General features: G+C 60.9%; 20 protein-coding genes. 2 read left to right on the top strand and 18 right to left on the bottom strand.

The annotated features are described in order from the left end of the window. Window positions 1-16: 16 nt before the first annotated feature. The 14 genes from lepB to ACLBXN_RS02600 all read right to left on the bottom strand — a co-directional run bounded on the left by lepB (window position 17) and on the right by ACLBXN_RS02600 (window position 13,708). The gene (lepB, locus tag ACLBXN_RS02665) at window positions 17-994 is read right to left on the bottom strand and encodes a signal peptidase I (protein ID WP_003057970.1); all 978 of its coding nucleotides are present in this window, start codon (window positions 992-994) and stop codon (window positions 17-19) included. Further along, window positions 994-2,802: a translation elongation factor 4 gene (gene lepA / locus ACLBXN_RS02660; protein WP_447611035.1), complete on the bottom strand. Its 1,809-nt coding sequence runs from the start codon at window positions 2,800-2,802 to the stop codon at window positions 994-996. The genes lepB and lepA overlap by 1 nt, the downstream gene beginning before the upstream one ends. Window positions 2,803-3,230: 428 nt before the next feature. Further along, the gene (locus ACLBXN_RS02655) at window positions 3,231-4,733 is read right to left on the bottom strand and encodes a DegQ family serine endoprotease (protein WP_447611034.1); all 1,503 of its coding nucleotides are present in this window, start codon (window positions 4,731-4,733) and stop codon (window positions 3,231-3,233) included. Between the two features lie 260 nt (window positions 4,734-4,993). After that, on the bottom strand, window positions 4,994-5,782 hold the full coding sequence (locus tag ACLBXN_RS02650) for a sigma-E factor negative regulatory protein (RefSeq protein ID WP_447611033.1): 789 nt from the start codon (window positions 5,780-5,782) through the stop codon (window positions 4,994-4,996). A 27-nt stretch (window positions 5,783-5,809) separates the two neighbouring features. Next, window positions 5,810-6,439, bottom strand: coding sequence for an RNA polymerase sigma factor RpoE (gene rpoE / locus ACLBXN_RS02645; RefSeq protein WP_003064186.1), 630 nt, complete (start codon window positions 6,437-6,439; stop codon window positions 5,810-5,812). Between the two features lie 38 nt (window positions 6,440-6,477). After that, on the bottom strand, window positions 6,478-6,960 hold the full coding sequence (locus tag ACLBXN_RS02640; RefSeq protein ID WP_447611032.1) for a hypothetical protein: 483 nt from the start codon (window positions 6,958-6,960) through the stop codon (window positions 6,478-6,480). 124 nt (window positions 6,961-7,084) lie between these two features. Continuing rightward, complete coding sequence (fabF, locus tag ACLBXN_RS02635; RefSeq protein ID WP_003057981.1) at window positions 7,085-8,332, bottom strand: beta-ketoacyl-ACP synthase II; 1,248 nt, start codon at window positions 8,330-8,332, stop codon at window positions 7,085-7,087. 36 nt (window positions 8,333-8,368) lie between these two features. Continuing rightward, window positions 8,369-8,608, bottom strand: coding sequence for an acyl carrier protein (acpP, locus tag ACLBXN_RS02630; protein ID WP_003058049.1), 240 nt, complete (start codon window positions 8,606-8,608; stop codon window positions 8,369-8,371). 159 nt (window positions 8,609-8,767) lie between these two features. After that, on the bottom strand, window positions 8,768-9,511 hold the full coding sequence (gene fabG, locus ACLBXN_RS02625; protein ID WP_211457579.1) for a 3-oxoacyl-ACP reductase FabG: 744 nt from the start codon (window positions 9,509-9,511) through the stop codon (window positions 8,768-8,770). Beyond that, window positions 9,508-10,452: an ACP S-malonyltransferase gene (gene fabD, locus ACLBXN_RS02620; RefSeq protein WP_447611031.1), complete on the bottom strand. Its 945-nt coding sequence runs from the start codon at window positions 10,450-10,452 to the stop codon at window positions 9,508-9,510. The genes fabG and fabD overlap by 4 nt, the downstream gene beginning before the upstream one ends. A 51-nt stretch (window positions 10,453-10,503) precedes the next feature. Then, window positions 10,504-11,484 (bottom strand): beta-ketoacyl-ACP synthase III, encoded by a 981-nt coding sequence (locus ACLBXN_RS02615; protein WP_043007685.1) that lies wholly within the window; start codon window positions 11,482-11,484, stop codon window positions 10,504-10,506. 8 nt (window positions 11,485-11,492) lie between these two features. Next, window positions 11,493-12,533, bottom strand: coding sequence for a phosphate acyltransferase PlsX (gene plsX, locus ACLBXN_RS02610; RefSeq protein ID WP_447611030.1), 1,041 nt, complete (start codon window positions 12,531-12,533; stop codon window positions 11,493-11,495). A gap of 197 nt (window positions 12,534-12,730) precedes the next feature. Continuing rightward, window positions 12,731-12,913, bottom strand: a complete 183-nt coding sequence (gene rpmF, locus ACLBXN_RS02605) for a 50S ribosomal protein L32 (RefSeq protein ID WP_003058062.1) — start codon at window positions 12,911-12,913, stop codon at window positions 12,731-12,733. A gap of 240 nt (window positions 12,914-13,153) precedes the next feature. Further along, window positions 13,154-13,708 carry a YceD family protein gene (locus ACLBXN_RS02600; RefSeq protein WP_447611029.1) on the bottom strand — a complete coding sequence of 185 codons (555 nt, stop codon included), beginning with the start codon at window positions 13,706-13,708 and terminating at the stop codon, window positions 13,154-13,156. A gap of 25 nt (window positions 13,709-13,733) precedes the next feature. Between ACLBXN_RS02600 and ACLBXN_RS02595 the strand changes: the two genes are divergently transcribed. Both ACLBXN_RS02595 and ACLBXN_RS02590 read left to right on the top strand, forming a co-directional pair. After that, window positions 13,734-14,342, top strand: a complete 609-nt coding sequence (locus tag ACLBXN_RS02595) for a Maf family nucleotide pyrophosphatase (protein ID WP_447611028.1) — start codon at window positions 13,734-13,736, stop codon at window positions 14,340-14,342. After that, window positions 14,339-15,127 carry an SAM-dependent methyltransferase gene (locus ACLBXN_RS02590; RefSeq protein WP_447611027.1) on the top strand — a complete coding sequence of 263 codons (789 nt, stop codon included), beginning with the start codon at window positions 14,339-14,341 and terminating at the stop codon, window positions 15,125-15,127. The genes ACLBXN_RS02595 and ACLBXN_RS02590 overlap by 4 nt, the downstream gene beginning before the upstream one ends. Before the next feature lie 97 nt (window positions 15,128-15,224). Here the strand turns inward: ACLBXN_RS02590 and ACLBXN_RS02585 are convergent, their stop codons facing one another. From ACLBXN_RS02585 to ACLBXN_RS02570, 4 genes are read right to left on the bottom strand one after another with little or no spacing between them, the layout of a single operon-like run. Continuing rightward, window positions 15,225-16,271 (bottom strand): S49 family peptidase, encoded by a 1,047-nt coding sequence (locus ACLBXN_RS02585; RefSeq protein ID WP_043007675.1) that lies wholly within the window; start codon window positions 16,269-16,271, stop codon window positions 15,225-15,227. A gap of 1 nt (window position 16,272) precedes the next feature. Beyond that, on the bottom strand, window positions 16,273-16,638 hold the full coding sequence (locus ACLBXN_RS02580; RefSeq protein ID WP_343676238.1) for a Rieske (2Fe-2S) protein: 366 nt from the start codon (window positions 16,636-16,638) through the stop codon (window positions 16,273-16,275). An 8-nt stretch (window positions 16,639-16,646) separates the two neighbouring features. Beyond that, window positions 16,647-17,330, bottom strand: a complete 684-nt coding sequence (locus ACLBXN_RS02575) for an HAD family hydrolase (RefSeq protein ID WP_003058077.1) — start codon at window positions 17,328-17,330, stop codon at window positions 16,647-16,649. Between the two features lie 9 nt (window positions 17,331-17,339). Then, window positions 17,340-18,344 (bottom strand): RluA family pseudouridine synthase, encoded by a 1,005-nt coding sequence (locus ACLBXN_RS02570; protein WP_447611026.1) that lies wholly within the window; start codon window positions 18,342-18,344, stop codon window positions 17,340-17,342. Between the last annotated feature and the right edge of the window lie 108 nt (window positions 18,345-18,452).

Raw genomic sequence — 18,452 nt, 5'->3', positions numbered from 1 at the left:
AAACGATTGCCGATACTCAGTGGAAGCGGCCGATACGGCTCAGATCACCGAAGTTCATCCAGACAAAAAAGGCTTTGCCCACGATGTTCTGGTCCGGCACAAAGCCCCAGTAGCGCGAATCCAGCGAGTTGTCGCGGTTGTCACCCATCATGAAGTAATAGCCTTCGGGCACCTTGCAGGTCACGCCTTCAACGCTGTAGCGGCAGTTTTCCTTGTACTCGAAGTTGCTCGCCCCCTGGATGAAGGCCGGTACATCGTTGTTGACGATGGCACGGTGCGGCTGCTCGCCCAGGGTTTCCTCGAACTGCTTGAAGTAACGCATCACGTCGCGGTCCAGAAAGTCCGGCAGGTCGCGCACGGGCAACTCCTTGCCGTTGATGCTCAGGCGCTTGTTGATATAGGCCACTTCATCACCAGGCACGCCCACCACACGCTTGATGTAGTCCAGCGTGGGCTGGGGGGGGTAGCGGAACACCATCACATCGCCACGCTGGGGCTTGTTGCCTTCGGTGATCTTCTTGTTGATCACGGGCAGACGGATGCCGTAGGTGAACTTGTTGACCAGGATCAGGTCACCCACCATCAGCGTCGGAATCATGGAGCCCGAGGGAATCTTGAACGGCTCGAACAGGAAGGAACGCAGCACGAAGACGATGGCGATCACCGGGAACAGACCGGCAGTCCAGTCCAGCCACCAGGGTTGCATGAGAATGCGACCTTTGGCGTCTTCGGAGACTTCGATGTCAGTCTTGGCAATGCCCATGCGGTCCAGCTCGGCGCGGCGCTCGACGGCAGCCTGCTCCAGCGCGGCCGCAGCCGCCCGGCGCCGTGGCCAGAAGTAAAAGCGTTCGGCCAGCCAGTACACACCGGTCACCACGGTTGCCAGAAACAGCAGCAATGCGAAGTTGCCTTCGATGGAGCCGGTGTACCAGGCCGCGATATAGCCTACAAAGGCCGCCAGGATGGCGGCCGTGATCCACTGCATGACTTGCATCAATCCTCCACTTGCAGAATGGCCAGGAAGGCTTCCTGCGGCACTTCTACCGAACCGATCTGCTTCATACGCTTCTTGCCGGCCTTCTGCTTTTCGAGCAGCTTGCGCTTACGCGTGATGTCGCCGCCGTAGCACTTGGCCAGCACGTTCTTGCGCATGGCCTTGACGGTCTCACGCGCAATGATGTTGGCGCCGATGGCAGCCTGAATGGCCACGTCGAACATCTGGCGGCTGATGATCTCGCGCATCTTCGCCACCACGGCACGGCCGCGATACACGGACTGCGAGCGGTGCACGATGATGGACAGGGCGTCGACCTTCTCGCCGTTGAGCAAGATATCGACCTTCACCACGTCGGACGCGCGATATTCCTTGAACTCGTAGTCCATGGAGGCATAACCGCGCGAAACGCTCTTGAGCTTGTCAAAGAAGTCCAGCACGATTTCGCCCAGAGGCATCTCGTAGGTCAGCATGACCTGACGACCGTGGTATTGCATATTCATCTGCACGCCACGCTTCTGGTTGGCCAGCGTCATCACCGGACCCACATAGTCTTGCGGCATGTAGAGGTGCACGGTCACGATGGGCTCGCGGATCTCCTGGATGCGGCCGATATCGGGCATCTTGGAGGGGTTCTCCACGTCAATCAGCTCGCCGTCGCCCTTGATCACCTGGTAGACCACGCTGGGGGCCGTGGTGATCAGATCCTGGTCGAATTCACGCTCCAGTCGCTCCTGCACGATTTCCATGTGCAGCAGACCCAGGAAGCCGCAGCGAAAGCCAAAGCCCAGCGCCTGCGAGACCTCGGGCTCGAACTGCAGTGCCGCATCATTGAGCTGCAGCTTTTCCAGCGCATCACGCAACTGGTCGTATTCGGAGGCTTCGGTGGGGTACAGACCCGCGAAAACCTGGGGCTTGACTTCCTTGAAGCCTGGCAGAGGCTTCTCGGCAGGACCCAGGTTGTTGGGCAGCTTTTTTTCCAGCGTGATGGTGTCACCGACCTTGGCGGCCTTCAGCTCCTTGATGCCGGCAATGATGTAGCCCACCTCGCCGGCCCTGAGCATCTCGCGCGGCTGGTTGGCCGGGGTGAACACGCCGATGTTGTTGGCTTCATAGGCTGCGCCGCTGGCCATCATCTTGAAGCGCTCATTCTTCTTGAGCTCGCCATCCACCACGCGCACCAGCATCACGACGCCCACATAGGGATCGAACCAGCTGTCCACGATCATGGCGCGCAGAGGGCCATTGGGATTGCCCTTGGGAGCCGGCACCTTGGCCACGATGGCTTCCAGAATTTCGTCGATGCCCATGCCGGTCTTGGCCGAACAGGGAATGGCGTCGCTGGCATCGATACCGATCACGTCCTCGATCTCGGCCTTGGCATTCTCGGGGTCGGCCTGAGGCAGGTCCATCTTGTTGAGGACGGCGAACACCTCCACGCCCAGGTCAAGCGCGGTGTAGCAATTGGCCACGGTCTGGGCTTCCACGCCCTGAGAGGCATCGACCACCAGCAGACCGCCTTCGCAGGCCGACAGCGAGCGCGAGACTTCGTAGGAGAAGTCCACGTGGCCGGGGGTGTCGATCAGGTTCAGGTTGTAGACCTGCCCGTCCTTGGCCTTGTATTGCAGGGCCGCAGTCTGAGCCTTGATGGTGATGCCGCGCTCTTTCTCGATGTCCATCGAGTCCAGCACCTGGGCTTCCATATCGCGGTCGGCGAGGCCTCCGCAGCGCTGGATCAGGCGGTCCGCCAGTGTGGACTTGCCATGGTCGATATGCGCAATGATGGAGAAATTACGGATGTGATTCATCAACGAGAAAGACAGCTTGGAATTGAAAAAAGTGGCCTGCAGCAGCAAGAAAAAAGGGCGCGTCCCTCAAGCGGCGCGCCCTTAACCAACAATCTCTGGCAACTGCGATAGTTGGGACTTTATTGTAGGCAAAACTGGCCGCAAACCAAGACCCAGCAAGGCTTGACAAGTTCCGGTTTGTGATTTTCAAATTCATTTATCAACAAATTATCCACAAACCGAAAAACGCCGTTTAGCCATCAGTAGCAGGAGATTGCAAAGGCTTTTGCACCGCTTGAAAACCGCTTGTCAGCGTGATTTTTTGCGTCCAACCACCATGCATTTGCGTGGGATTCTACCCAATGGCATAGGGGCACTGGCAGGCTGAGGGCTTGTTGTCATTTCAGATCGCGAAATGACAACAAGCTCTTGCCGACTTTTCATTACCCTTATTTGGCGGGGCGAATGAGCACATATTGCGCCCAGTCACCTCGGCGTACCAGCACATTCACGGGTTTGGACTTGTCGGCCTTGGCCCAGGCCGCCTCGAAGCTCTTGAGATCGGAGACTTCCACGTTGGCCAGTTGCAGGATCACATCGCCCTCGCGCAGGCCGGCACGGGCTGCAGCATCCACCGCAGCCGACACGCGCACGCCGCCCTTGATGGCCAGTTCCTTCTTCTGCGCAGCCGTCAGCTCGCTCAGCGTCAGGCCCAGAGCCTTGTTCTCCAGCGTGCCGGAGGGAGGAGTCTTGCCTGCCCCGCCGCTGCCGGCCTTGGCCTTGGCAGATTCGTCGGAAGGCACCTCGGCAATCACCATGCTCAGCTCCTTGAGCTTGCCGCGGCGCAGCACGGTAATGGTGCTCTTGGTGCCGGGCTTGGTATTGCCCACGAGACGCGGCAGATCGGAGACCTTCTCGATGGCCTTGCCATCGAACTTGGTGATCACGTCACCCGCCTCCACACCGGCCTTTGCCGCAGGAGAGTCCGGCTCGACAGCCGACACCAGTGCGCCTTCGGGCTTGCCAAGGCCGATGGACTCGGCCACATCCTTGGTCACGGGGCCGATCTGCACGCCGATACGGCCGCGCGTGACCTTGCCGGTGGCACGCAGCTGATCGCTGACACGGATTGCTTCATCCACGGGAATCGCAAAGCTGATGCCCATGAAGCCGCCCGAACGAGAGTAGATCTGGCTGTTGATCCCCACCACCTCGCCCCGCATATTGATCAGCGGGCCACCCGAGTTGCCGGGGTTGATGGCCACATCGGTCTGGATAAAGGGCAGATAGTCGCCGGTATCGCGCTGCTTGGCCGAGACAATGCCGGCCGTCACCGAGTTTTCGAGTCCGAAGGGCGAGCCAATCGCCATGACCCACTCGCCCACGCGCAGCTTGCTCACATCACCGATCTTGACTGCGGGAAGGCCTTTGGCATCGATCTTGACCACGGCCACATCGGTGCGCTTGTCCGCACCGACTATCTTTGCCTTGAACTCGCGTTTGTCGGTCAGCGTGACGATGACCTCATCGGCGCCATCGACCACATGGGCATTGGTCATCACATAGCCATCGGCTGTGAGGATGAAGCCCGAGCCCACGCCACGCGGCTGCTCTTCCTCCGACTGACCGCCCTTGGGCGTGCGCTGGCGCGGCACATTGGGCACGGGCAGGCCGAAGCGGCGGAAGAACTCCAGCATGTCTTCATCCATGCCCAGGGCTTCGGCGCTGTTGTTGGAGACCTTCTCCAACGTACGGATGTTGACCACCGAAGGGCCGACCTGATCGACCAGATCCGTGAAGTCCGGCAGGCCACGCGCCGTTGCAGCACTTTGGGCATGGGCGGCGGTGACCGGCAGCATGGCTCCTGCGGCCAGGGCCGCGATTGCCATGGCGCTGGCCAGGGCTGTAGCCGAAACACGGGACTTGAGCGTCATCCGGGCGGGTGTGCGCATCGTTTCTATTCCTTGTTCGAATCGTCTGACACAAGCGGTCGTGAAATCAGACCCATGAGAGAAAGCGGGTAGGAGCGTCGAACGTTCATTCTGGCAAAAGCCGGCATCGGCCGAAAGTGCCCTGCCCCATCGAATTGACCGCAGATGAGACAGCATCTGCGGTCAAATGTATTGAAATCAATAGCAGCTTGCGTAGTCTGCGCAAGACTCAAGGCTGAAAAGCCATGAATCCAGACGGAGGGCCGCCATACCGAGAAGCATCAATGGCGGGTAGTCGTGGCAAAGCTTGCATTGCGCAGGAAGCTGGCCGGCATCTGCAGATTCGGTGCGCTGCTTTGCTGCGGGTGCGAAGCCAGCAATTCGTCCAGGCGCGGATCACGCAGCATCACGGTCTGGCCGTTGGGGCCGGCAACTGCCACCACGGTGGACGACTGGGCTTCCGAGCTCAGCGGCATGACCGCTTCCTCAGCGCCGGAGACCGGCTGGCTCAAACCCAGCGATGCGGCGGGCGCGGCAGCCACGACGACATTCGGGCTCAGAGCCGCAAGCTGAGCGCCACCCTGGCGACCGTACAGGCCGCCCGAGCCCGCGAGCATCGCGCCCCACCCCACGGCGGCCACGGCAGCCACCGAGGCAAAGCCGGCTGCCATCTTCCAGCGAAAGACGGATGCATTGGCCGCCTGACGACCGGGCAGGCTGACCACGGTTGCGCCATTGCCCAGCGCCCTCTCACGCTCCTCGGCAGCGGTGATCTGCTCCAGACTGCCCAGACCCAGGGAACTGGCCACATCTGCGCTCACACCGGGCAGATGAATGCCACGGATAGGCTCGCGCTCCATATGGGCGCGCACACCGCTCAAAATATCGTGCTGACTGTGATGGGCCAGCTCGGGAGAACGCAGCACATCGCCAATCAGGTGATACATGGCCCAGGACTGCTGGCCTTCGTCGCTTTCCGCATAGGAAAGCACGGCCTGCATCTGGACCGAGGTAGCCTCGCCATCTACCAGGGCCGACAACTGTTCCTGCTTGATCAGATCGTCATTCATGAAGTTCACCTGCTCGTCTTGCCTGTACTACCAACGCTTCCCGCCCTGGCGCTCCAGCAGGGGCTTGACCCTGGCCGAGATCGCCTCGCGTGCCCGAAAGATGCGCGAGCGCACCGTGCCTATGGGACAGTCCATCGCCTGAGCGATTTCTTCATAGCTGAGCCCTTCGATTTCACGTAGCGTGACCGCTTGACGCAAATCCTCGGGCAAAGCTTCCATGGCGGCATTGACGGCTTCGGCAATTTCACGCGCCGCCAATACTGTTTCCGGGGTTTCCTGAGTCGTTAGTTCCTGTCTGTGAACAGAAGTTTCATCCTCATCGTCCCCAGTGTGTAACGCGCTCTCGGTCATCACCGGCGAGCGATGCATTTCCATCAAGGCCTTCTTGGCCGTATTCACGGCGATGCGGTACAGCCAGGTGTAGAACTGGGCCTCGCCGCGAAACTGGTGCAAGGCCTTGTAGGCGCGGATAAAGGTTTCCTGCGTGATATCAGGCACCAGATCGACATCGCGTACCATGCGGCCCACCAGACGTTCGATGCGACGCTGGTATTTGATGACCAGCAGCTCAAAAGCCCGTGTGTCGCCAGCATTGGCTCGTTCGACCAGAGCCAGATCGCTGTCGGCAGAGGGAGTGGGAAAATCGGGTGGTGTCATGAAAGGCCAAGCGGCGTGCTGCCATAACCGGCGAAGGCCTAGCCTTGCTCTGCCAGCGGCACGATGGAGGAATATACCGCACGCCGCAAGTCTCCCCATTGCTCGGGGCTGTGTCGTTGAGACAGGAAAATCCATAGCACTCTGCGCCTGCCGCCCTTGGCCCTGAGCACCACGACATCCGAAACGCTGAGCCAAAGCCAGTGACCACCATCAAGCCCCACTTCCAGCCGCACGGGCAATGACTGTGCGGTTGACAGGTTTTTGGCCTCCAGCGACCAATGCCCGCCATTCCAGAGCAGACGTCCTTGGGGCCAGTTCCGCCACTGTGCGCAAAGCAGCACCACAGCCAGCATCAGGGCCGACAGGGTCAGCAGCAGTTGTAGACCGTTTTCCCTGGCCTGCAGACACCAGGCCTGCAGGACCGTCAAAAGGCCTGCCTCGATCAACAGCAGCACCCCGCCGGCCCAGACTGGCCGCTCGAAGACGTAGGCAACGGCGGGAGCATGGTAGCGAGCACTCATGGGCAGACCATGTGCGAAAAACCGGCTGCCGCAAAGCTAGGGAAAGCACGATCAAGCCGCGCACGAAACAAAGCCCGCAAGGCCTGGGCCTGTGCGGGCTTGTACAGAAGCGGCTCGAAGCGATTTAGACGCGCTTGAAAACCAGCGTGCCGTTGGTGCCGCCGAAACCGAAGTTGTTCTTCACGGCAACTTCCAGCTTGGCGTCACGCGCCGTGTTGGCGCAATAGTCCAGATCGCACTCGGGATCCTGGTTGATCAGGTTGATGGTCGGAGGAATCTTCTGGTCGTGCAGCGCCATCACGGTGAAAACGCTCTCGATGCCACCCGCGCCACCCAGCAGGTGACCCGTCATGGACTTGGTCGAGCTAACCACCAGATTCTTCTTCGCAAACTCGCCCATGGCCGCCTTGATGGCATTGGACTCGTTCGCATCGCCCAGCGGCGTGGACGTGCCATGCGCATTCAGGTAATTGACCTGATCCTGGTTCACACCGGCATTGCGCAAAGCATTGAGCATGGCGCGGCGGGGGCCGTCCATGTTGGGAGCCGTCATGTGACCGGCATCGGCACTCATGCCAAAGCCTGCCAGCTCCGCGTAAATCTTGGCGCCACGGGCCTTGGCGTGTTCGTACTCTTCGAGCACCAGCACACCGGCACCTTCGCCGAGTACAAAGCCGTCACGGTCCTTGTCCCAGGGGCGCGAGGCAGCCTTGGGGTCGTCGTTGCGCGTGGACAGCGCACGCATGGCAGCAAAGCCGCCAACACCCAGAGGCGAGACAGTGGCTTCCGTGCCACCGGCCACGACGATGTCCGCATCGCCGTATTCGATCATGCGTCCGGCTTCGCCGATGCAGTGCAGACCTGTGGTGCAGGCTGTCACGATCGACAGATTCGGCCCCTTGAAGCCAAATCGCATGGACACATGCCCTGCCACCATATTGATGATGGAAGCAGGCACGAAGAACGGCGTGATGCGGCGAGGACCGCGGGCAGCCAGTTCTGCGTGAGTGTTCTCGATCAGCGGCAGGCCGCCAATGCCCGAGCCGATCACGCAGGCAATGCGTGTGGCAAGGTCTTCGGACAGGGCTTCGCCTGTGGGCAGGCCTGCGTCCAGAACGGCTTGCTCCGCAGCCGCGATGCCGTAATGAATGAAGGTATCCATGGAGCGCGCATCTTTGGCGCTCATGTACTTCTCCACATCAAATCCCTTGACCTCACCCGCAATCTTGCAGGAGAAGTTCGACGCATCGAACTTGGTGATGAGGTCAATACCGGACTGGCCGGCCAAAAGATTGGCCCAGGCTTCGCCCACCGTGTTACCCACGGGGGAGATGCAGCCCAGACCGGTCACGACAACGCGACGACGGCTCATGCGTTCAAACCTTTAACTGATCGCTGAAAAAAGACCTTAGGCCTTTTGGTGGGTATTGGCGTAGTCGATGGCGTTTTGCACCGTCGTGATCTTCTCTGCGTCTTCGTCAGGGATCTCGATGCCGAATTCATCTTCCAGGGCCATCACCAGTTCCACTGTGTCCAGGGAGTCAGCGCCCAGGTCAGCCACGAAGGCCTTTTCGTTGGTCACTTGGGACTCTTCAACGCCGAGTTGTTCAGCAATGATTTTTTTGACACGTGCTTCGATATCGCTCATGGTTTCCCTCAGGGGGTTGTGAATGAACCCGCGATTCTAGCCGTTTCGGGAGAAGCCCCTTGGCGGCTGGCCGTCGCGAGGAAACGGCCACTGAACTTGCAAAAATGTTCAGCCTCTGGCAGCAAGTGTGGCAAACACCACGCTAGCTGCCGAAATCTCTTACATGTACATGCCGCCGTTGACGTGCAATTCCTGCCCCGTCACATAGCCGGCACCGGCAGAGGCCAGATAGGCCACGGCATGTGCGATGTCGCTGGGTTGACCCAGGTCGCCCATGGCGATCTGCGCCTTGAGCGCAGCCTTCTGCGCCTCTGGCAGGTCTGCCGTCATGTCCGTGGCGATGAAGCCGGGAGCCACGCAGTTCACGGTGATGCCGCGGCTGCCCAGTTCCTTGGCCAGAGCACGGGTCATACCTGCCACACCGGCCTTGGCTGCCGCGTAGTTGGCCTGACCGGCATTGCCCGAGGCACCCACCACGCTGGTGATGCTGATGATGCGGCCGAAACGCTGCTTCATCATGGGGCGAATAGCCGCACGGCTGACTCGGAAAACAGCCTTCAGATTGGTGTCGGTGACGGCATCCCAGTCGTCATCCTTCATGCGCATGGCCAGGGTGTCGCGCGTGATGCCGGCATTGTTGACCAGCACATGCAGGCCGCCGTCGTTCTTGACGATGGAGTCGATCAGGGCATCCACGGCAGCGCCGTCGGTCACGTTCAGCATGACACCGCGGCCGCCGAAGGCGGACAGCGCCTGGCTGATCTTCTCGGCACCGGCATCCGAGGTGGCCGTACCGATCACTTGATAGCCTTTGGAGGCCAGCTCCTGCGCGATGGCGGCACCAATGCCACGAGTGGCTCCGGTGACCAGGGCAACCTGGGGCTTGGTCTGGTTATCAGTCATGCGAGCAATTCTTTCACGTCAGCCAGGGTGGCTGTATCAAACAGGGGAGCACCCGTCAGGTCGGCGTCAATACGCTTGACCATGCCGGCCAGCACCTTGCCGGGTCCACATTCCACGATATGGGTCACGCCGCGCGCCTTGATGGCCTGCACGCATTCCACCCAGCGCACCGGGCCAAAGGCCTGACGGTACAGGGCATCACGAATCGAATCAGCGTCCGTCTGGACGGTGACGTCGATATTGTTGATGACGGGAATCAAGGGGGTAGCCAACGTCAGTTCGGCCAGCGCGGCCTTGAGCTTTTCTGCAGCGGGCTTCATCAGGCTGGAGTGGAAAGGCGCGGAGACCGGCAGAGGCAGGGCGCGCTTGGCACCGGCCGCCTTGACCGCTTCACAGGCTTTTTCCACGGCCAGCTTGCTGCCAGCGATCACGGTCTGACCGGGATCGTTGAAGTTCACGGCTTCCACCACTTCGGCGCCGCCCAGCTGGGCCGTCACCTCGGCGCAGACCGCCTTTACCTTTTCGGCATCCAGCGCCAGCACGGCCGCCATGCCGCCCGTGCCCACGGGCACGGCATCCTGCATGGCTGCGGCGCGCAGACGCACCAGGGGAGCGGCCTGAGCCAGCGTCAGTACGCCGGACGCAACCAGCGCCGAGTACTCACCCAGGGAGTGACCAGCCACGGCATCGGGCAGCGCACCGCCCTCGGCCTGCCAGACACGCCAGGCCGCCACACCGGCCACCAGCATCACGGGCTGGGTATTGGTGGTCAGCGCCAGCGCTTCCTTGGGGCCTTGCTTGATCAGCAGACCTACATCCTCACCCAGAGCTTCGGAGGCTTCGGCCACGGTCTGAGCCACGACGGGATGATCACCCCAGCCGTCCAGCATGCCTACGGACTGAGAGCCCTGGCCAGGAAATACAAACGCGAATTTCTTCATATTTCTTAGTATAAAAACTGCCTTAAACGCTTATACAGCTTGCGTTTATAGCTACATCTTGAGGAGCACAGCACCCCAGGTGAAGCCACCACCCACACCTTCGAGCAGCACGGTCTGGCCTTTTTTGACCTGGCCGCTGCGCACGCCATGGTCCAGCGCCAGGGGAATCGAGGCCGCCGAGGTGTTGCCATGCTGATCGACGGTCACCACCACCTTGTCCATGGACAGCTTGAGCTTGCGCGCCGTGCTTTGCATGATGCGAATATTGGCCTGGTGCGGAATCAGCCAATCGATGTCGGCATCCGTCAGGCCCGCCTTTTCCAGCGCGGAGCGAGCAGCCTTGTCCAGCACGCTCACTGCCAGCTTGAACACGGCCTGACCGTCCATCTTGAGCAAGGGGTCGCCCAGCACATTGCCGCCGGAGACATTGCCCGGCACGCAGAGAATGCCGACATGGCTGCCATCGGCATGCAATTCGGTGGACAGGATGCCGGGCTCGTCGGAGGCTTCCAGCACCACGGCGCCGGCGCCATCGCCGAACAGCACACAGGTCGTGCGGTCGTTGAAATCCAGGATGCGGCTGAAGACTTCGGAGCCCACCACCAGCACGCGCTTGGCAGCGCCGGACTGAATCATGGAGTCCGCCACCGTCAGGGCATAGACGAAACCGCTGCACACCGCCTGCACATCAAAGGCAGGACAGCCATTGCTGATGCCCAGCTTGTGCTGAAGGATGGCTGCCGTCGAGGGAAACACCATGTCCGGTGTGGACGTGGCGACAATGATCAGATCGATGTCCGAAGCCTCTATGCCTGCAGCCTCGATGGCCTTGCGGCTGGCTTCCAGAGCCAGATCGCTGCTGGTCACATCGGGCTCGGCAAAGTGGCGGGCACGGATACCGGTGCGCTCGACGATCCATTCGTCCGAGGTTTCCAGGCCACGCTGAGCCAGCTCGGCTGCGAGGTCGTTATTGGTCAGGCGGCGGGGCGGCAGGTAACTGCCGGTGCCGATGATGCGTGCGTAGCGTCTCATGTCTTCTATCAGGGCGCCGAAGTTCCAGATTCCGTCTGCGCTGCCAGCAACAAGGGGGCGGCAGCAGCAATACGGCTGCGGACACGGTCAAGCAGGTTGTTGCGTGCCGCATCATACGCGCGGTTCAAAGCATGCTCGAATGCCATTGCATCGGCCGAGCCATGGCTTTTGAAGACCAGCCCGCGCAGGCCCAGCAAGGCAGCGCCGTTGTAACGACGGTGATCAACACGCTTCATCAGCGCAGATAGCACCGGATAAGCAATGATGGCGGCAATCTTGGTGAAGATATTGCGTTTGAACTCTTCCTTGAGAATCCCCGAGATCATCGAGGCAACCCCCTCGGTGGTCTTGAGCGCAACGTTACCAACGAAACCATCGCACACCACAATGTCCACCACGCCCTTGAAGGTGTCGTTGCCCTCGACATTGCCGTAGAAGTTGAGATTGCCCGCATCGCCTGCAGCACGCAGCAGCTCGCCAGCGCGCTTGATGACTTCGCTGCCCTTGATCAGCTCTTCGCCGATATTGAGCAGGCCGACGCTGGGCGCCTCGGTGTTCTTGAGCGCCGACACCAGGGCCGAGCCCATGACCGCAAACTGCAGCAGATGCTCCGCCGTGCAGTCCACATTGGCTCCCAGGTCCAGCATGGTGGTGTCGCTGCCCTTGGCATTGGGCAAACCAAAAGCAATGGCAGGACGGTCAATTCCATCCAGAGTCTTGAGCAGATAGCGAGAGATCGCCATCAGCGCTCCGGTATTGCCGGCAGACACTGCAGCCTGAGCCGCGCCATTCTTGACCTGCTGCACAGCCACGCGCATGGACGAGTCCTTCTTCTTGCGCAGGGCTATTTCAACGGGGTCATCCATGCTCACCACTTCCGTGGCGGGGACGACGGTCACACGCTCGTGCTTGAAGTCAGCCAACTCATCGGCCTTGCCGACCAGCAGCAGATGCGCATCGGGGTGTAAATTCAGAAACTGACGACACGCGGCCAGCGTGACGCGGGGGCCATGATCGCCCCCCATGCAGTCAACAGCCAAAGTAATCATGGGCGACTGACAGGTCCAATCGGGTTTGGGGTAATGAACTGAATGGTCCTGAGACCACCACAGGAGTTATCTGCAAAACCAGCCCTGGAATTGTGCAGCAAGGCCAGCCAAGGCTGATTTTGCAAATATCTCCCATAAAAACAAAAGCCTGCTGCTACAAAAAATGTAGCAACAGGCTTTGCGAATGCAGTCGTCGCTTAGGCTTCGGACTTGTTCTTCAGCACTTGACGGCCACGGTACACGCCGTTGGGGCTGATGTGGTGGCGCAGATGTGTCTCGCCGGTAGTGGCTTCGACAGCAATGCCAGGCACATTCAGTGCATTGTGCGAACGGTGCATGCCGCGCTTGGAGGGAGACTTCTTGTTTTGCTGAACAGCCATGATGGCTCCTGTGTATCTTGAAAGGGTTGGTAACACGACCCACACAGCAAGACCGGGCAAAAAAACTCTGCCTTTCGACGCACCCACCGAGAGTAAGTGCGCCCTTGTCTGTGCAAGTCCTAAAAAAACGCGATCAGCCCATTAAAGACACGAGGGGGTTTCGCGCGAAGCTCACGATTATAGCGCAAACGCTTTTCGTGGCCTACGCAAAATCAAATCCCCACCGTGCTCCGGGCTGGATCAGTCGGCAGACTTGCCTACATTGAGAGATTGCAGCACTGCAAAAGGGTTCTCCTTTTGCTCATTGGCCTGCTCGAAGGCGTCATCGCTGACCTCCAGCTTGACGGGTACCGGGCAAGCCTCATGGCGAGGCACCACCGGCACTTCCATCAGCAACTCGTCCTCGATCAACTCCAGCAGATTGAACTCGCTGCTCAATGCCAGCACATCCTCATCGCTGTCGTCATCTTCCAGTTCTGCCGTCGCCTCGTCCGGAACGAAGCGAAATGACCGATCCACATAAAGGGGAATATCGGCCTCGGTCAGGCAGCGCTGGCAGGTCAACGGCAACTCCACCTCGGCACTCAGATGCAGCCACACATGGCCGTTGCCGCCCTTTTGCTCGACCAACTCGCCTTCGGCTTCCCAGCGCACCAGGGGCTGCTCGCCAGTAATCGCCAGCGCATCGGCCGCCAGACGCTTGAAGTCCGACAATGGTGCCTGACCATGCAGATGACCTGCGGCCTGCGCGAAAGCACGCACGTCCAGCCGGGTCGCAGAAAAATCCTTGCTCATGCAGCCAGTGTAAGAGAATCCCGCAATGCCCGACTTATTGATTGCCGGACGACTTGAGCGTCCATTGATTCTTGGCTCCACCTCGCGCTACCGCCGCGAGCTGCTCAGCCGCCTGCAACTGCCGTTCGAGACGGTGTCTCCCGAAGTGGATGAAACCCCGCTCAGCGGCGAAACGCCCTACGAGCTAAGCCTGCGTCTGGCCGTGGCCAAGGCACAAGCCGTGGCCCAGTTGCACCCTGGTGCCATCGTGATCGGCTCCGACCAGGTGCCCGAACTCGACGGCCAGCCCCTGTCCAAGCCAGGCACCCACGAGCGCGCCACCGAGCAGCTGCGCCAGATGAGCGGCCGCCAGATGAATTTCCACACCGGCGTCTGCGTAATCTGTGCCGAGACCGGCTTCATGGAGTCCGGCGTGGTCACGGTGCAGGTGCGCTTTCGTGAACTGAACGACCTTGAGATCGAGCGCTATCTGCGTGCCGAGCAACCTTATGACTGCGCAGGCTCGGCCAAGAGCGAGGGCCTGGGCATCGCCCTGCTGGATGCCATCGTCAGCGACGACCCCACGGCACTCATAGGCCTGCCGCTGATCCGCACCTGCCAGTTGCTTCGTGCCGCAGGAGTGGTTCTGCCATGAGCGACACATCTAAAAGCAAGGCCGGCACCCTTTATCTGGTGCCGGCTCCACTCGATTTCGGCTGCGAAAGCCAGACCGCACTGACCGAGGTGCTACCCGAGGGCACGCTGCGCCGCGCCGCCTCTCTGACTCACTGGATCAGCGAAAACGCCAAGACAGCACGCGCCTATCTCAAGCGCATTGACGCCTTGTTCCCGCTGGCTGCGCCACTGCAGGCCCAGAACATTGCCGAGCTGCCACGCGAAGCCCACAAAAAAGGCGACCATGGCAATAAGGGCGGCGCCGTCTTCGACCCCAAGCCCCTGTTGGCGCCGGCACTGGCCGGGCAGGACATGGGCTTGATCAGCGAGGCGGGCATGCCCGCCGTGGCCGACCCGGGCAGCTCCATCGTGCGTGCCGCCCATGATCTGGGCATTCGCGTCGTACCGCTGACGGGACCGGTCTCACTGCTGCTGGGCCTGGCTGCCAGCGGCCTCAACGGCCAGAACTTCGCCTTTGTCGGCTATGTGCCTCAGGATGGCACCGAGCGCACGGCCCGCATCAAGGAGCTGGAGAGCCTGGCCCTGCGCCAAGGCCAGACCCAGCAGTTCATCGAGACGCCTTACCGCAACGCAGCCCTCTGGCAGGCACTGCTGCAAACCTTGCAACCCAATACCAGACTGGCCCTGGCCAGCGGATTGACGCTCGAGACGGCACGCATCGAAAGCCATCTGGTGCGCGAATGGCGCCAGCGCAATACACCTCCCGACAACCGAACACCGGTGGTGTTTGCCATAGGCCGCTAAGCGCCTGAAATAAAAAAGCCTGCGGCCAATACCGCAGGCTTTTTTGATAGCTACCGACGCTTACCTGGTAAAGGTTATCAGCCTTTCTTATGCTTTATCAGCGAATGCTGGGCATCAGGCCGCGCATGGCTTTGACCGAGCCCTCCCCAATGGCGGCGCCAAAGCGCTTGGCCAGACGTTCGGCCACGTTGTCGCGGCGGGTGTAGTCGATGACCTCCTCGGCCTTGACCACCTCGCGCGCCACATAGTCGAGGCTGCCAAGCTTGTCGGCCAAGCCCAGCTCCACGGCCTGCTGACCGGTCCAGAACAGTCCGCTGAACATTTCGGGGGTCTCATGCAGGCGGTCACCGCGACCGGCCTTGACCACGCCGATGAACTGCTGGTGAATCTGCTCCAGCATCTGCAGCGCAAATTCCTTTTGCTGCGCCGACATGGGGCTGAAGGGGTCGAGAAAGCCCTTGTTCTCACCGGCTGTCAGCAGGCGACGCTCCACGCCGACCTTGTCCATCACGCCGGTGAAGCCAAAGCCGTCCATGAGCACGCCAATGCTGCCCACGATGCTGGCCTTGTCGACGAAGATCTCGTCGGCCGCCGCCGCAATGTAGTAGGCCGCCGAGGCGCAAGACTCTTCAACCACCGCATACAGAGGCTTGTTGTACTTGGCCTTGAGACGCGTCATCTCGTCGTTGATGATGCCCGCCTGCACGGGGCTGCCGCCGGGCGAGTTGATCAGCAGCACCACGGCGCGCGAGCCGGAATCCTCAAAGGCGCTGCGCATGGCCGCCACAACGAACTCTGCACTGGCGTCCGCTCCCGAGGCAATCTCGCCCTTGATCTCCACCACCGCGGTATGGGGTGAGGTGCTGGTCTTGGTGGCCGTGTCCTTGAAGAACACCGCCCACAGCACCAGGAGCACCACCACGGACCACAGCAGACGGCTGAAAAAGCGCCAGCGCCGGGCCGCCCGCTGCTCCTTGATGGAGGCGAACACCAGCTTTTCCAGCACATCGCGCTCCCAGCCCCCGTTCCCGGAGGCCTTGGCCGCAGCGGCGGGCGCCTCAGCGGACGCAGCAGGCGCCTTGGACCAGAGGTCCGCGCCCGGCGTCACATGCGACTGGGAATCATGGTTGTCAGGAGTACTCATCTCAAAACTTCAGAGGTTTCAGTTGTGGCCCAGTATGCCAGTGCACCAAGCCGCCGCTTTCGCTCAAGGCGATTTTTACCAGCCCGCCGCGGCAAGGACCGCCTGCACAGGCACCGCTGTCAGGTTCGTAGGCAGCTGCGTGGGTAGAACACAACAGCCAGCGACCGGAATCGTCAAAAAACTGACCTTCCTGGTAGTCCATTTCCATGGGGATATGGCTGCAGCGATTCAGATAGGCATGAACCTGCCCCTGATAGCGAATCGCAAAAGCGCGGCTGCTCTGACCGGCATACAGCACATCAAAGCCCACCGCCCGGCCACCGTCGACCAGATCCGCACTGGCGCACAGCTCCACGGCATCTGTCATATCTGGCTTCACGCGTTGGCCAACAGCCAGGCCCGCAGTTGCGCCGCGGAATCAGCCACGAACAGCGGATCGAACTGGGCAAAGCCATCTGGTGCATGGGCACCATAGGACACCCCTACACAGGCACAGCCGGCATTCTGGGCCATCTGCAAGTCGTGCGTGGTGTCGCCGATCATCAGCGTGCGCTCGGGCTCCACACCGAATTCGGCCATCAGCTCGTGCAACATCAGCGGACTGGGCTTGCCGGCGGTCTCGTCGGCCGTGCGCGAACCGTCGAACAATCCCTTGAGCTGCGGGTCCTGCAGCGCATGATTAAGCCCCATGCGGCTCTTGCCCGTGGCCACGGTCAGCCAGTGGCCGCGCTCGCGCAGCTCGGCAAGCAAAGGCAGGATGCCATCAAACACGCAGATATCGTCCTGGTGCTTGAAGAAGTGAAAGCGATAGCGATTGGCCAGCTCCGGGTATTTTTCGGGCGGCACATCGGGTGCCGCGCGGGCCAGGGCCGGCATCAGCGCCATGCCGATCACATAGGCTGCCTGCTCGTCGCTGGGCACGGTGCCACCCACATCACGCACCGCTTCCTGGATGCTGCGACTGATGATGGCCGTCGAGTCCGCCACGGTCCCATCCCAGTCGAATGCAATCAGATCGAAGCGGCGTGGTCGCCTGGCGCTATGGTTTTCAGTAGTCATGAAGCCTAGTCAGTTCACAAAATCCGCCAGCTCCGGCGGCAGCTCGGCGCGCAGCTCGACACGCTCGCCGCTGGCGGGATGATTGAACTGTAGCCGCCAGGCGTGCAGAAACATGCGTTTGAGCCCCTGCTTTTGCACACGACGGTTGAGATCAAAATCACCATATTTGTCGTCGCCCACGATGGGATGACCCTGCGATGACAGATGCACGCGAATCTGGTGGGTACGACCTGTCTTGATGGTCACCTCCAGCAGGCTCATGGCAGGCAGACCCTGCAAGGGACGCGGCTCGATCAGCTTTCTGACCTTGACCAGGGTGATGGAACGCATTCCCTCCGGGTCATCGGCCGTGGTCACGCGCACGCGGCGCTCACCGTCGGCCTGCAGATACTTGTGCAGCGGCAGGTCGATGACCTTCTTGTTGGCCGGCCAGGCCCCCTGCACCAGTGCCAGATAGGTCTTGCCGGTCTCGCGTTCGCGAAACTGGTCCTGCAGATTGATGAGTGCGGAGCGCTTTTTGGCAACCAGCAAAATGCCCGAGGTTTCGCGATCCAGTCGGTGCACCAGCTCGAGAAACTTGGCATCGGGACGCGCCTGGCGCAGTTGCTCGATGACGCCAAAGCTCACACCCGAGCCTCCATGCACGGCCACGCCGGCAGGCTTGGACAGAGCGATCATGTGTTCGTCATCCAACAGGGCGGGAAAGTCCTTAGCAGGTGCCGGGCGTTCCGCTTTTTCAGCCACTTTGTCGGAAATCCGGACCGGGGGAAGACGCACCACATCGCCGGGCTGAACCCGGGTCTCTGCACTCACGCGCCCCTTGTTGATCCGCACTTCTCCACTGCGGATGATGCGGTAGACATGGGTCTTGGGCACCCCCTTGAGGTGACGCATGAGAAAGTTGTCGAGTCGCTGTCCGGCGGAGTCTTCATCGACCTCGATCAGCCGTACCGAGGCCGTGGCCGTATTCTGGGACCGGTCCTGTGCCGGTTTGCCCTCTATAATGTGTTTCACCTGTGCCGAGCTTAGTTGTAAGTGATTGATTCGCATGGAGTTTAGTCCAAACAATCATTTCCCACCGCACAGGCAGGTCGATGCCCGCCAGTTTTGCACACGCAAATT

The sequence above is a fragment of the Comamonas sp. C24C genome (assembly GCF_053345995.1).
This window is presented reverse-complemented; position numbering and strand designations above follow the sequence as displayed.

What these genes read in the sequence shown, in the direction of transcription:
- ACLBXN_RS02600 (WP_447611029.1), bottom strand. Translation starts at nt 13,708, where the DNA reads ATGAGCAAGGATTTTTCTGCGACCCGGCTGGACGTGCGTGCTTTCGCG.
- acpP (WP_003058049.1), bottom strand. Translation starts at nt 8,608, where the DNA reads ATGAGCGATATCGAAGCACGTGTCAAAAAAATCATTGCTGAACAACTC.
- rpmF (WP_003058062.1), bottom strand. Translation starts at nt 12,913, where the DNA reads ATGGCTGTTCAGCAAAACAAGAAGTCTCCCTCCAAGCGCGGCATGCAC.
- ACLBXN_RS02580 (WP_343676238.1), bottom strand. Translation starts at nt 16,638, where the DNA reads ATGACAGATGCCGTGGAGCTGTGCGCCAGTGCGGATCTGGTCGACGGT.
- ACLBXN_RS02575 (WP_003058077.1), bottom strand. Translation starts at nt 17,330, where the DNA reads ATGACTACTGAAAACCATAGCGCCAGGCGACCACGCCGCTTCGATCTG.
- ACLBXN_RS02590 (WP_447611027.1), top strand. Translation starts at nt 14,339, where the DNA reads ATGAGCGACACATCTAAAAGCAAGGCCGGCACCCTTTATCTGGTGCCG.
- ACLBXN_RS02655 (WP_447611034.1), bottom strand. Translation starts at nt 4,733, where the DNA reads ATGCGCACACCCGCCCGGATGACGCTCAAGTCCCGTGTTTCGGCTACA.
- plsX (WP_447611030.1), bottom strand. Translation starts at nt 12,533, where the DNA reads ATGATTACTTTGGCTGTTGACTGCATGGGGGGCGATCATGGCCCCCGC.
- ACLBXN_RS02640 (WP_447611032.1), bottom strand. Translation starts at nt 6,960, where the DNA reads ATGAGTGCTCGCTACCATGCTCCCGCCGTTGCCTACGTCTTCGAGCGG.
- rpoE (WP_003064186.1), bottom strand. Translation starts at nt 6,439, where the DNA reads ATGACACCACCCGATTTTCCCACTCCCTCTGCCGACAGCGATCTGGCT.
- ACLBXN_RS02585 (WP_043007675.1), bottom strand. Translation starts at nt 16,271, where the DNA reads ATGAGTACTCCTGACAACCATGATTCCCAGTCGCATGTGACGCCGGGC.
- lepA (WP_447611035.1), bottom strand. Translation starts at nt 2,802, where the DNA reads ATGAATCACATCCGTAATTTCTCCATCATTGCGCATATCGACCATGGC.
- lepB (WP_003057970.1), bottom strand. Translation starts at nt 994, where the DNA reads ATGCAAGTCATGCAGTGGATCACGGCCGCCATCCTGGCGGCCTTTGTA.
- fabF (WP_003057981.1), bottom strand. Translation starts at nt 8,332, where the DNA reads ATGAGCCGTCGTCGCGTTGTCGTGACCGGTCTGGGCTGCATCTCCCCC.
- ACLBXN_RS02650 (WP_447611033.1), bottom strand. Translation starts at nt 5,782, where the DNA reads ATGAATGACGATCTGATCAAGCAGGAACAGTTGTCGGCCCTGGTAGAT.
- ACLBXN_RS02615 (WP_043007685.1), bottom strand. Translation starts at nt 11,484, where the DNA reads ATGAGACGCTACGCACGCATCATCGGCACCGGCAGTTACCTGCCGCCC.
- fabG (WP_211457579.1), bottom strand. Translation starts at nt 9,511, where the DNA reads ATGACTGATAACCAGACCAAGCCCCAGGTTGCCCTGGTCACCGGAGCC.
- ACLBXN_RS02595 (WP_447611028.1), top strand. Translation starts at nt 13,734, where the DNA reads ATGCCCGACTTATTGATTGCCGGACGACTTGAGCGTCCATTGATTCTT.
- fabD (WP_447611031.1), bottom strand. Translation starts at nt 10,452, where the DNA reads ATGAAGAAATTCGCGTTTGTATTTCCTGGCCAGGGCTCTCAGTCCGTA.